The organism is Maribacter halichondriae (assembly GCF_027474825.1).
Lineage (GTDB): Bacteria > Bacteroidota > Bacteroidia > Flavobacteriales > Flavobacteriaceae > Meishania > Meishania halichondriae.
On sequence record NZ_CP107030.1, the window covers coordinates 2538372 to 2550488 of the forward strand.

13 protein-coding genes and 1 pseudogene are annotated in these 12117 nt (G+C 41.0%); 10 read left to right on the forward strand and 4 right to left on the reverse strand.

Going from position 1 to position 12117, the window contains the following annotated elements:
• Positions 1-61 precede the first annotated feature (61 nt).
• Positions 62-883: a universal stress protein gene (locus tag N8A86_RS11555; protein WP_273565527.1), complete on the forward strand. Its 822-nt coding sequence runs from the start codon at positions 62-64 to the stop codon at positions 881-883.
• Between the two features lie 117 nt (positions 884-1000).
• Here N8A86_RS11555 and N8A86_RS11560 read toward each other — a convergent pair whose 3' ends face one another.
• The 3 genes from N8A86_RS11560 to N8A86_RS11570 form a co-directional block, all read right to left on the reverse strand.
• The gene (locus N8A86_RS11560; RefSeq protein WP_273565528.1) at positions 1001-1870 is read right to left on the reverse strand and encodes a PIG-L deacetylase family protein; all 870 of its coding nucleotides are present in this window, start codon (positions 1868-1870) and stop codon (positions 1001-1003) included.
• 13 nt (positions 1871-1883) lie between these two features.
• Entirely contained in the window at positions 1884-3275 is a 1392-nt protein-coding gene (locus tag N8A86_RS11565; RefSeq protein WP_273565529.1) for a Gfo/Idh/MocA family oxidoreductase, read from the reverse strand.
• A gap of 150 nt (positions 3276-3425) precedes the next feature.
• A complete protein-coding gene (locus N8A86_RS11570; RefSeq protein ID WP_273565530.1) occupies positions 3426-3875 on the reverse strand; it encodes an RrF2 family transcriptional regulator in 450 nt (149 codons plus the stop codon).
• 153 nt (positions 3876-4028) lie between these two features.
• Here N8A86_RS11570 and N8A86_RS11575 point away from each other — a divergent pair, with 153 nt between their 5' ends.
• From N8A86_RS11575 to N8A86_RS11615, 9 genes and pseudogenes are all read left to right on the forward strand, one after another.
• Positions 4029-4493: a c-type cytochrome gene (locus N8A86_RS11575; RefSeq protein WP_273565531.1), complete on the forward strand. Its 465-nt coding sequence runs from the start codon at positions 4029-4031 to the stop codon at positions 4491-4493.
• Positions 4494-4498: 5 nt separating this feature from the next.
• Positions 4499-5083, forward strand: a complete 585-nt coding sequence (locus tag N8A86_RS11580; protein WP_273565532.1) for a fasciclin domain-containing protein — start codon at positions 4499-4501, stop codon at positions 5081-5083.
• A 26-nt stretch (positions 5084-5109) separates the two neighbouring features.
• Positions 5110-7073 (forward strand): annotated as a pseudogene (gene nosZ, locus N8A86_RS11585) (Sec-dependent nitrous-oxide reductase).
• 95 nt (positions 7074-7168) lie between these two features.
• Positions 7169-7774: a hypothetical protein gene (locus N8A86_RS11590; RefSeq protein ID WP_273565533.1), complete on the forward strand. Its 606-nt coding sequence runs from the start codon at positions 7169-7171 to the stop codon at positions 7772-7774.
• A 41-nt stretch (positions 7775-7815) separates the two neighbouring features.
• Positions 7816-8214 carry a nitrous oxide reductase accessory protein NosL gene (locus N8A86_RS11595; protein WP_273565534.1) on the forward strand — a complete coding sequence of 133 codons (399 nt, stop codon included), beginning with the start codon at positions 7816-7818 and terminating at the stop codon, positions 8212-8214.
• A 33-nt stretch (positions 8215-8247) separates the two neighbouring features.
• On the forward strand, positions 8248-8541 hold the full coding sequence (locus N8A86_RS11600) for a cupin domain-containing protein (RefSeq protein ID WP_273565535.1): 294 nt from the start codon (positions 8248-8250) through the stop codon (positions 8539-8541).
• A 10-nt stretch (positions 8542-8551) separates the two neighbouring features.
• On the forward strand, positions 8552-9790 hold the full coding sequence (locus N8A86_RS11605) for a nitrous oxide reductase family maturation protein NosD (RefSeq protein WP_273565536.1): 1239 nt from the start codon (positions 8552-8554) through the stop codon (positions 9788-9790).
• A gap of 262 nt (positions 9791-10052) precedes the next feature.
• Positions 10053-10763 carry an ABC transporter ATP-binding protein gene (locus N8A86_RS11610; protein ID WP_273565537.1) on the forward strand — a complete coding sequence of 237 codons (711 nt, stop codon included), beginning with the start codon at positions 10053-10055 and terminating at the stop codon, positions 10761-10763.
• Entirely contained in the window at positions 10756-11538 is a 783-nt protein-coding gene (locus N8A86_RS11615; RefSeq protein ID WP_273565538.1) for an ABC transporter permease, read from the forward strand. Before N8A86_RS11610 ends, N8A86_RS11615 begins: the two co-directional genes overlap by 8 nt.
• Here the strand turns inward: N8A86_RS11615 and N8A86_RS11620 are convergent.
• A complete protein-coding gene (locus tag N8A86_RS11620) occupies positions 11535-11927 on the reverse strand; it encodes a group III truncated hemoglobin (RefSeq protein ID WP_273565539.1) in 393 nt (130 codons plus the stop codon). The genes N8A86_RS11615 and N8A86_RS11620 overlap by 4 nt on opposite strands.
• Positions 11928-12117: the final 190 nt, after the last annotated feature.

The following is a 12117-nucleotide window of genomic DNA, read 5'->3' on the forward strand; positions in this document are numbered from 1 at the left end:
AAAAGCTCTTGTATACTAAACAGATTCCTTTAAAGAAGGGGATGGAAATAAATCAGTAACTATGAAAAAAATAATTGTACCCTTAGATTTTTCCGAACAATCAGAATATGCTTTAAAAGTTGCTGTTTCGTTGGCAAAAAAACATGGTTCTGAAATTTTGGCGCTACACATGTTGGAATTGAATCAGGCCATGATTACCTCCTCAGAAGGTTTTCACCCCGAACAGACCGTTTTCCTAATAAAATTGGCTGAAAAACGATTTAGGGAGTTTTTGGACAAACCTTATGTTAAGGATGTCAAAGTAATCCCTATCATTAAACACTATAAGGTCTTTAGTGAGGTCAACGAAGTGGCCAAAGAACATAACGCCGAACTTATTGTAATGGGGTCGCACGGAAGCGATGGATTAAAAGAAATCTTTGTGGGCTCGAATGCAGAGAAAGTAGTTAGAAATGCTGACATCCCCGTTTTGGTTATCAAGAACGAAATCGAGAATTTTAAGATAGATCGCTTTGTCTTTGCCTCTGATTTCAAACAAGAGAATCTATTGGCTTTTCAAAAAGCCAAGGCCTTTGCAGCGTTACTTTCCGCTGAAATGGACTTAGTCTATGTCAATACGCCAGGGGACAGTTTCTTAAGTTCTCAAGATACTTATAAAAGAATAAATGAGTTTCTTGCCAATGCCAATGTAGGCCTAGAAGTGGCTATTTATAATGACTATAGTGTTGAAAGAGGTATTTTGAACTACAGTGAAAGTAGCAGTGCCGATCTTATCGCAATACCTACCCACGGCCGCAAAGGGCTATCCCATTTCTTTATGGGCAGTATTGGAGAAGATGTGGCCAATCATTCGAAAATACCAGTGGTTACTTTTAAGATTTAATAATACAATATTTAAATAATTAGTGATAGGTAATATTAAAGATGAAGGGGAAGCAAAATGCTTCCCCTTAATATTATAGCCATTGAATCTATTTTGAGTTGTTCTTTTTTCAATGGATTATTTTTCAAGCATAGGAAACAATTTTTTGATTTCATCATCGGTAGGCTGCTTACCATACTCGCAAATTTCGAATCCTTCTGCATGTTTAACTTCGGTCTCCTTGTCGCCGTACCATTTTTTTAAACTTACGAGAGTAACCTCGTTAGGGCCCGAAGAACGCCAATTTGCCAAAAACTCCAATCGTTCCTTTTCTGTTTTAGGTACTTTGTCAAGATTTCCGGAAGTCCATGGCAACCATTCGAAAAATTGTGATTCGTGTGCGGCCATGGCATAGATTTTTTGGTCAAAAACTTCATCAATATTTACCGCGATGTCAGGTTCGAACTGATTCGGTTTTTGAAACCCATCTTCAGAATACAGAAAAACGGGGTTCTTCTTAAGCGGTGGTACTTCGGGTGCGACATTGGGTACGATGACCATATACGCCGCATCTTGTACCAAAACACCCGTATACCGATGGTCGGGATGGTAATCGTTAGGCCTGGGAGCGATTACGATATCGGCATTCCATTTTCTGATTTCTCGAATGACTTTGAGACGATTTTCAAGTGTTGGCATGAGTTCGCCGTCGTGATTGTCCAAAACAGTATATTCGACCCCGAATCTTTTTCCGGCCTCTTTGGCCTCGGCAATCCTGATTTTCGCCAATTCTCCACCACCTTTTTCATGATGCCCTGCATCGCCATTGGTCAACGAAACGAATTTTACGTTGTGGCCTAATTTGGAGAACAAAATTGCGGTACCACCCGCATCATTGTCACAATCGTCAGGATGGGCCCCGAAAACGATGACATTGATTTTTTCCTCTTGAGAGTAAACGGAATTCAAGAAACAAACTAGTACTAGTAATGTGAAATACTTACTCATAATCTTATGATGGTTACACTAATTTCATGGCTTGGGGATCCCAATTGATGGCTTTCTTTTGAAAATAACTTTCGTTGGCTAGAATTGCCGCACCTGCAGCACGAAGCCCGAAAGAGGGGTCTTGTATGACTTGATACTTCCCTCGAATGGCCTGTATAAAATTATGGGTATGGTCATAATGTGAACCTTGGTATCCCTCGGGTGCTTCAAAAATCGTTTCGCCCAATTTCAAAAGAGCTTTCCTGTTTTCTGTTTCTTCTTTCTCATATTCTTCCCGAATTTTTGCTTGGGTAGCTTCAGGAAAGGAAATCATGGAATATCCTCCAAAGCCAGAACCGATTTTTGATCGGGTCAACTTTACATAACCTTCGCCCACTTCCATGGCACCTTCCGTTCCTACGAGCCGAAACAAATGTCCTCCGCCCGCTCCATCGATAAAATTAACTCGTAAGGAAGCATTGAAGGCCGGGTGAGTCTGTGTTTTGGGGTAGTCATATAATCCGATGGCGATATCGGGTACGTCCCTGCCGTCCTTCCAATAACGTAGTCCGCCAGAGGCCATTGCTCTTGTCGGCCCGACCGAATCGATGATATAGTGCAATGTCGAAAAGGCATGTACGAACATATCGCCCGGTACGCCGGTGCCATAATCTTGATAATTACGCCACCTGAAGAAACGGGTAGGGTCATAGGGTACTTTCGGGGCAGTTCCCAAAAAAGTGTCAAAATCGACGGTATCGGGACTTGCATCCGGCGGAATGGGGTATTGCCAAGCTCCTTCGGAAGAATAGCGATCGCTGTGAAAGTCGAAAAGTATAAGGTCGCCTATAGCTCCATCCTTATATAGCATTTTAGCCTTTTCGTTGCCTAGTGAAGACATACCGTTACTACCTATTTGGCAGATTTCCCCGGTTGATTTCTGCGTATTTATTATCTCTTGCCCCTCTTCGAATTTTTGTACCATAGGTTTTTCGCAGTATACATGCTTACCTGCTTTCATAGCGGCAACCGTAATTGTTTTGTGCCAGTGGTCCGGGGTGGCGACGATAACGGCATCGACGTCCTTTCTTTCCAATAATTCGCGGTAGTCCCTAGTAACGAATACATCATTGCCCCAGAGTTCTTTGGCGCGATCTAAGCGACCCGTGTAGAGATCGCAGGCAGCGACCAACTTTACCCCATTTGTCTTTAGGGCCGCTTTGGTATCGAATATGCCCTGGATTCCTGTTCCGATAAGACCAAGATTGATTTGGTCGTTTGCCGTATAACGATGCTGTGCATATCGCCTTTCCATCAGAATTTTTTCGCCTTTTGAGGCAGAAAGAATAAAAGGGGCAGAAGTTAGGGCGGCGGAACCCAGAGCAGCTTTTTTAAGAAACAGTCGGCGTGAAGTATCTTTTTTCATTTGGATGGATTTCGAGTTGTGTTCAATCAACTTAACAATTTACGTTTTTCTTTTCAAATTTTGAATTGTAATTAGGCAGAATTGTAAAAGACGGGTTCTTTAAATGAACCTTTTTGCTTTACATCTAGGTCCAATATTTCGGACCTCCCTTCAAAGTGGCAAAAAAGACTTCCCTGCTTCAATATCGCTTACCAAATCCTCAACGGCAGTTTCTTCTAGGTTTTTAACGAAACGAGTTTTAGTATCGCCGACGAGATGGTGCATAGGGCAGGGGTGTTCGGCATTACATTCATGTATACTTAACATGCAAGAGGTAAGGCGATTATCGCCATCGATAATCTGTACTATTTTCATCAGACGAACACTTCTATTTTCTTCTGAAAGATAAAATCCTCCCTTTGGGCCACGCACCGAAGACACGATGTTGTGTCGAGACAATGCTTGCAAAATTTTAGATAGATAAGGTTTGGGAATATTAGTAGGTTCGCTAATATCCTTAACTAGTATTTTATGCTTTGCGGAAGAGTTTACCGCTAAATAGAGTACTGCTTTTAGGGCATATTTGGAAGAATTCGACAACATATCTCCAGAGTTTTTCACAAATATAAAGATTAAAGGACTTTTTTGTCCTTTATATGATATATATCATATTTCCCTTTTGATAAGCCTATTACATTTGACCTATTAATTGTTAACAACCATAAAAATGAAAATAGTATTTAGAAGTTTTGCCATTTTTTTTCCATACTGCTGATGAGCTGCGGTGGAAAGGAAGAAAAGAAGAAAGAAGGGTTCAGCGTAGAACGAGAAAAGACCACTACCGAAAAACCGGCCGAAAATGTACCTACCGCTAACGCAACGCCTGCATCTGAAAGAATCGATCTATCGAACAAGGGAGTGGGCCCTATCACATCTATAAGTTTGGGTTCAGAAATCGACCAGGCCATGGCCAAAAAAGGTGAAGAGGTCTATAACCAAATGTGTATGGCATGCCATAGGGTTGGGAAAAAATTCATTGGTCCCGCTCCGAACAATATTTTGGAAAGACGCAGCCCAGAATGGGTTATGAATATGATTTTGAACCCAGAGGCGATGGTCAAAGAAGATCCGCTGGCAATAGATCTTTTGGCGGAGTTCAATAGTGCGCCTATGGCGAACCAAGGTTTGACTGAAGAACAAGCCAGAAGTGTATTGGAATTTTTTAGAACCTTAAAATAAAACATATGAAAACAACCACCTATCTCAAAGTATTGATTGGTTCATTTTTCATGCTGCTATTGATAAGTAGCTGTAAAAATGAGACCAAGACTGAAACTTCAACTTCCACTACAAAAACAACGGAAACAGGTGAAGTAAATAAACAGGGGCAAGCCTTTATTGAAGATGATGTATCAAAATCCAATGTTCTACAGATTGCCATCGGTTCCCCAGATCACACGACGCTTGTTGCCGCGGTTCAGGCGGCGGAGCTTGAGAATGTTTTGGTCAATGCAGGACCACTAATGGTTTTTGCACCCACTAATGCAGCTTTTGATGCACTGCCAGAAGGCACCGTAGAGAATTTGTTGAAGCCCGAAAACAAAGATGCCTTAGCGAATATTCTTAAACATCACGTGACCGCTGGCAATTACAGCAAGGATTTTTTAAAGAAGTTCAAAAAACTGGGTCAGGCCAATGATCAGAACACAACGGTAGAAACAAAGGGTGATGATGTGTACGTAGGAGGAGCAAAAATTTTAGCAAGTATCCCTGCGGGAAATGGAATCGTACATGTTGTCGATAAGGTGATATTGCCCCCATCTGAATAATAACAACCGATAAATAAACATAAGAAATGAAAAAATTAAGCTATTTAATACTAAGTGTTTTGGGAGTTGCAGCCATAATTAGCAGCTGCCAACCCAAGAGTAAAACGACCAACGGCAACGGTGCGCTGTCCTCGAATGCGGCAGAACGGGTATATGTAGCCCCGGGAGAACACGATGAATTCTATGCCTTTATTTCAGGCGGATTTAGCGGACAGCTGTCCGTTTACGGATTACCTTCAGGTAGGCTATTTAAGGTGATTCCGGTTTTCTCACAGGATGCTGAAAAAGCCTGGGGCTATAATGAAGAGACCAAACCGATGTTAAATACCTCTTTCGGATTTGTGCCATGGGACGATTCACACCACCCTGATATTTCACAGACTGCTGGAGAATTGGATGGTCGCTATGTATTCATCAACGGCAATAACACGCCACGAATCGCGAAGATAGACCTGAGCGTATTTGAAACCACCGAGATTATTGAAATCCCGAATAGTGCCGGTAACCATAGTTCATCTTTCGTTACCGAGAATACCGAGTATGTCGTGGCAGGAACGCGTTTTTCGGTACCTGTTCCTCAAAGGGATATGCCCATCAATGAATATAAAGGCAATTTTAAGGGAGCGCTTTCCTTTATCAGTGTTGATCCCGAAGATGGTGGCATGGATATCAAATTCCAACTACTGATGCCTGGTTTCGATTATGACCTGTCACATCCTGGAAGGGGAGCATCACATGGATGGTTCTTCTTTACCACTTACAATACCGAAGAGGCCAATTCACTGTTGGAAGTAAACGCTTCGCAAAATGATAAGGATTTTATCGCTGCCGTAAACTGGAAGAAAATCGAGGAATATGTAAACAACGGTGGAGGAAAAAAATGCCTGCGAACTATGCACATAACGTATATGACGATGCCACCCACACAGCTACTTCTACAATGAAGAAAGAAGTGTTGGTAGTTGATCCCACAGAGGTTCCCGGTGCCGTTTTCTTTCTACCCACCCCTAAATCACCGCATGGCTGCGATGTAGATCCAACTGGAGAATATATCGTCGGCAACGGTAAACTATCAGCTGATTTGACCGTACACTCGTTCACTAAAATGCTAGCCGCTATCGAAGGCGAAAAGTTCGATGGTGAGGCTTACGGCATTCCGATATTAAAATTCGAAGATGTATTGGCCGGAACAGTCAAAAGTGGCGGTCTAGGCCCGTTACATACCGAATTCGATGGAAAGGGTAATGCCTATACGACCTTCTTCATCTCTTCTGAAGTCGTAAAATGGAATGTGGGCACATGGGAAGTTATCGATAGACAACCTTGTTACTATTCCGTTGGTCATTTAATGATTCCCGGTGGAAATTCAAGAAAACCATTCGGTAAATATGTTGTGGCCATGAACAAAATAACCAAAGATAGGTACTTGCCAACAGGGCCGGAGGTTACCCAGTCCGCACAACTCTATGACATTTCCGGAGAAAAAATGGAGCTTTTACTGGATTTTCCAACTATTGGTGAACCACATTACGCCGCGGGTATTCCTGCCGATATTATTAAGGCGCGTTCCAAAAAAATCTTCGAGCTTAAAGACAATAAACATAAATATGCTACTACCAATGACGCCGACGTGAAAGTCGAGCGCAATGGAAAAGAAGTGCACGTGTATATGTCGATGATCCGTAGCCATTTTAATCCTGATAACATTGAGGGAATCAAAGTCGGCGACAAAGTGTACTTCCATGTAACCAATTTGGAACAAGATTATGACGTACCGCACGGCGTTAGTATTATAGGGGCCAACACCTCTGAGTTGTTGATTATGCCTGGTCAAACAGAAACCTTTGTTTGGGAACCCAAACAAGTAGGAGTATGGCCGTTCTATTGCACCGACTTCTGTTCGGCACTGCACCAAGAAATGCAGGGGTATGTAAGGGTTTCTCCTGCAAATTCGAACATCGACCTTAAATGGTCTTTGGGAGAAGATTGATTTTACCCTAGAGAGTACTTTTTTCAAGCAGAAAAGCGGGTTGTGTTCCAAGACCTTCCCGCTTTTTATTCCAATCGGATTTAATAATTGATACCATGAAGAAATCACGAATAATTATGCTTTTGGGAGCATTGTTACCTTTGTTGCTTTTCGTATTCCCACTTTGGAATATTACTCTCGAAGCTCCTCAATACCCTACTCCCTTGGGAATGAATATTTATATCAATGATTTTGCAGATGCCAATCCGCATGACATCAAGAATATCAATCTGATGAACCATTATGTGGGAATGAAGTACATTCCGGATGCCATTCCCGAATTCAAAATTTTTCCTATCGGTATTATCATAACCACTGTTATCGGATTGATAATCGGATTCAAGGCCAATTATAAATGGTTTCTGTATTGGTTCATTATGATGATCCTGGTAAGTGCCGCCGGAATGTATGATTTTTATTTGTGGGAACATGATTATGGACATGATTTGGATCCGAAGGCGATTATGAAATTTACCAATCCCGATGGTTCGGTCATGGGTTTTCAGCCGCCTCTTTTCGGCACCAAGGATATTTTGAACTTTAGGGCGCATTCGTATCCACAAGCTGGGGCCTATTGTCTCGGTTTAGGCATCGCACTTGGTCTGGTGGCATATTTTGTTGGAAAAAAAGAAAAGAAAAAGCAAACCATCAAAGTAAATTGATGAATTCTCGATTCAATTTTTTAGTATTTGCAATACTCGCGATGAGTACAATCGGATGCACGGTGAAACCTCAGCCAATTGTATACGGTTCGGATGTTTGCCATTTTTGCAGTATGACTATTGTGGATCAACAGCATGCGGCCCAGTTCGTGACGGATAAGGGAAAGGCCTTTAAATTTGATGCTTCCGAATGCATGATGAACCATTTGAAAGAAGTTGATAATTTCAAAGGCGCACTTTTTTTAGTCAATGATTATGAGGCTCCTGGCGAATTGATCGATGCTACGAAGGCTACCTTTTTGATAAGCAAAGGCATTCCCAGTCCCATGGGAGAATTTCTCACAGCTTTTGGCACAAAAGAGGGAGCCGAAATGGCCCAATCAGGAAATGGAGGGGATTTATTCACTTGGGAAGAACTAAAGTCTAGATTCAGTAATTAGCCAAATACCAACTCGGCAATATCCATAAAAACAATGTACAAGATTAGTAATATTATAAATTCACAATCCTTTGACAAACTCAAGGTAGAGAAACTTGTAAAGACCGATGTATTTGAAATTCTTAGCATTAGTTTGGAGAAGGAATCAATTTTTCCCGAACATACTTCCCCCACCGATGCACAATTGATCGTCCTGGAGGGTGAAATAGATTTTCATATCGACGGAAAAACTTTCCGTTTAAACGAACACCAACATTTTAATTTTCCAAAAGAAATGGTACATTGGGTCGAGGCGAAAGAAAATTCCAAATTTCTGATCGTTAGATAAAAAAGGTAATATGCCAAAAAAAGTCTACCTCGCAATTACTGCAATGATTTTTGGTGCCTCGTTGTATGGTGAAACGATCACGATATGTCCGTCATGTGAAATAACATCCATAAAGAAAGGGGTAGAATTGGCATCCGAAAATGACACCCTCTTGATTAAAAAGGGCACCTATAAAGAATTCAATATCGTTATTGACAAACCTTTGACCCTTTTAGGCGAAGATTTCCCTATAATCGATGGGGAAGATCAGGGCGAGATCATTACGATTATTTCAGATGGAGTTACCGTAGACGGCCTTTTCATCATCAATGTCGGAACAAGCTATACTTCCGATTATGCGGCGATCCGTGTGGTAAAGAGCGAGAATTTCTTGATTCAAAACGTGGTGCTCGAAAAACTGTTTTTTGGTATCTATTTGGAAAAATCGAACAACGGTAAGATCTATCATAATAAAATTATCGGTGATGCCGTTGACGAATACAATTCCGGAAACGGCATCCAGCTTTGGTACTCCAAGAATATTGTCGTTGAAAATAATATTGTACAACACGTGCGTGACGGGATCTATCTAGAGTTTTCCGACAACATTACCATTCACAACAATACTAGTTCTAACAATCTTAGGTACGGACTTCACTTTATGTTCTCCAACGATGACATTTATACCGACAATACGTTCGAGAACAATGGGGCCGGTGTGGCGGTCATGTTTTCAAAGAAGATAAAGATGCAGGGCAACACCTTCAAAAAAAATTGGGGCACGGCTTCGTTCGGAGTGCTGCTCAAGGAAATCAATGATGCCGAGATCAGCAACAATACCTTTGAAGAGAATACCATCGGCATCAATATTGAAGGTTCGAATCGAATTGTGTATAAGAATAATGACTTTATCAATAATGGCTGGGCCATCAAAGTGAGAGGAGCATGTTATACCAATTCGTTTGTCAACAATAACTTTTTGTATAATTCCTTCGATATTTCATACAATAGTAAACTGAACGATAATGTTTTTGAAAATAATTATTGGAGCAGTTATACGGGTTATGATCTTGATAAAGATGGAATAGGAGATGTTCCTTATCGCCCCGTAAAGCTTTTCTCCTATATTGTAAATAGAACTCCGGAAACCATTGTGCTATTGCGGAGTTTGTTTATGGATATCATTGACTTTTCAGAAAAAGTTTCCCCGGTTTTTACGCCGGATAATCTGGTAGATGCGAGTCCGATGATGAAAAAAGTTGGCAGTTAGCGGTCGCAGTAGGCAGTAAAGGACTTGAGAAAAAAGACGTAAGGAAAGTAGATATGCGAAGTACGATGTACGAAGTAAAAGATGGAAAATGTTAGAGGTTAAAGGAAAAAGGAATAATTGAACGGCTCCTCCCCTCAGATGGGGGGAGGTGGATTCGATCCCGCCTATAGCGGGGGAAGAAGACGGAGGAGTTGAAAGCCCAAGCCATGGAGCATAAGAACTAACGTTAAACAGATTCCCGCCTACGCGGGAATGACAATAAATGATAAACATACAAAACCTACATAAAAAATTCGGAAAGAACCAAGTGCTTTCAGGTGTTGATTTGTCAATAGAAGACGGTGGAATTTTCGCCGTTCTCGGTCCCAACGGATCTGGCAAAACCACATTGATTAAAAGTATTTTGGGGATGGTCATTCCGAACAAAGGGAACATCTCGGTTCTCGATGCCAATATTCGAAACAGTTGGAGGTACCGTCAAGAAATAGATTACCTGCCCCAAATAGCAAATTTCCCTGGAAATCTGAAGGTGAAAGAGTTAATTCGCATGATAAAGGATCTAAGACAAAAACCCAGCGACGAAGAAAAATTGATAGAAGTGTTCACCTTGGAGCCATTTCTGGATAAAAAATTGAGTACCCTCTCGGGAGGAACCAAGCAAAAGGTAAATATTGTTCTGACCTTTATGTTCGATAGTCCGTTAATGATCTTGGATGAGCCAACGACCGGACTAGACCCTCTTTCCTTGATCCGTTTGAAGGAATTGATAAAGGAAGAAAAACAAAAAGGAAAGACGATTTTAATCACTTCCCACATTATGCAGTTTGTAGAGGAAATGGCGGATGAAATCGTTTACCTCTTGGAAGGTAAAATATATTTTAGGGGCAGTATGAAGGATTTAAAAACAAAGACCGGCCAAGCCGATTTTGAACATGCCATTGCCGCAATCTCAACACAAACGGCCGATGCTTAAAATATTAAAATATAGTTTTTACGACTTGATACGAAGCCGCTGGAGCTATGTGTATTTTTTGTTCTATCTGGCATTGGGGTTCGTGCTGTTGTTTTTGAACAATGATCTTTCAAAAGCGGTGATAACCTTAATGAACGTTATCATTGTTTTGGTACCATTAATCGGAACCATTTTTGGAGTGATGTATTTTTACAATTCCAAGGAATTCACTGAACTACTATTGGCACAACCCTTAAAGAGGTCTTCCATCTTTTTAGGGCAGTATTTTGGTGTAGCTGGCTCGCTGACCTTAAGTTTGGTTTTGGGTCTGGGTATTCCTTTTGTGCTATATGGATTGTTCAGAAGTGAAGCGATTTGGGATTTTACCCTACTATTGGTAACAGGGGCTTTTTTGACCTTTATTTTTACGGCGCTAGCATTTAACATTGCTCTCTCCAACGAAAATAAAATAAAAGGTTTTGGCTATGCGGTTTTACTGTGGTTGTTTTTGGCCGTCATTTATGACGGACTCTTTTTATTGTCTCTCATCGTTTTTGAGGAATACCCTTTGGATTCGTTTTCCTTGGCTGCCACCATGTTCAACCCCATTGATTTGTCACGAACCCTAATCCTTCTAAAATTGGATATTTCTGCACTTCTAGGATATACAGGAGCCATTTTTAAGCAATTCTTCGGTACAAATTTAGGGTTGATGGTTTCAGTAGGGGTTTTACTTTTATGGACGCTTTTACCGATCTGGCGATTGTCCTTCAAATCGAAAAGAAAAGATTTTTAGGTTTTATTCCTATGTTGATAGATCTGCATAAACAGCATGGTGCTCATCTTTTGCGCCCTATTTTTGGCGATCCAGGCCGTTTCACCCTCGAACAGTTCATCGATGGTTGCGAACCAAAGGTTGAGCCAAAGCCCGAAATGCTCAGGTGTTATGGTGTGGTTCATTTTGTCATCGACTTCTTGATGTACGGTAACGGGATTTCCGTGGTATTTGCGTTTTAAGAAAAGTTGGGTTTCCCAGAAATCGGTCAGCAGCGTTAAATGGCTGTCCCAATCTGAAATGATTCCATTAAAAATAGGCCCCAAGATTTCGTGCTGCCTTATTTTCCCATAGAATGTTTCGACCAATAGTCTAACGTCTGTTCTTTCTTTTAGCTCTTGCTTGTCCACATTGTTAAAATACTGATTTTATTATTGATGCAGCTTAAGCCGTTGAACCTATTTTCGTTTAAAGTTGTACTTAAGGCCGTAGAGATTAATAGGATGGTTTCAAGAAAACATAAACATTGTCATATTTATCGTGCTTTCGCTTTTAAGAAAATAAAAAAGGGGAAGTCGAAATCGAGTTCCCCTTTTAAAC

Bases quoted from the DNA above. Each gene is read 5' to 3' on its own strand.
- N8A86_RS11555 (WP_273565527.1), top strand. From the start codon at position 62: ATGAAAAAAATAATTGTACCCTTAGATTTTTCCGAACAATCAGAATAT.
- N8A86_RS11560 (WP_273565528.1), bottom strand. From the start codon at position 1,870: ATGAGTAAGTATTTCACATTACTAGTACTAGTTTGTTTCTTGAATTCC.
- N8A86_RS11565 (WP_273565529.1), bottom strand. From the start codon at position 3,275: ATGAAAAAAGATACTTCACGCCGACTGTTTCTTAAAAAAGCTGCTCTG.
- N8A86_RS11575 (WP_273565531.1), top strand. From the start codon at position 4,029: ATGAGCTGCGGTGGAAAGGAAGAAAAGAAGAAAGAAGGGTTCAGCGTA.
- N8A86_RS11580 (WP_273565532.1), top strand. From the start codon at position 4,499: ATGAAAACAACCACCTATCTCAAAGTATTGATTGGTTCATTTTTCATG.
- N8A86_RS11590 (WP_273565533.1), top strand. From the start codon at position 7,169: ATGAAGAAATCACGAATAATTATGCTTTTGGGAGCATTGTTACCTTTG.
- N8A86_RS11595 (WP_273565534.1), top strand. From the start codon at position 7,816: ATGAGTACAATCGGATGCACGGTGAAACCTCAGCCAATTGTATACGGT.
- N8A86_RS11600 (WP_273565535.1), top strand. From the start codon at position 8,248: ATGTACAAGATTAGTAATATTATAAATTCACAATCCTTTGACAAACTC.
- N8A86_RS11605 (WP_273565536.1), top strand. From the start codon at position 8,552: ATGCCAAAAAAAGTCTACCTCGCAATTACTGCAATGATTTTTGGTGCC.
- N8A86_RS11610 (WP_273565537.1), top strand. From the start codon at position 10,053: ATGATAAACATACAAAACCTACATAAAAAATTCGGAAAGAACCAAGTG.
- N8A86_RS11615 (WP_273565538.1), top strand. From the start codon at position 10,756: ATGCTTAAAATATTAAAATATAGTTTTTACGACTTGATACGAAGCCGC.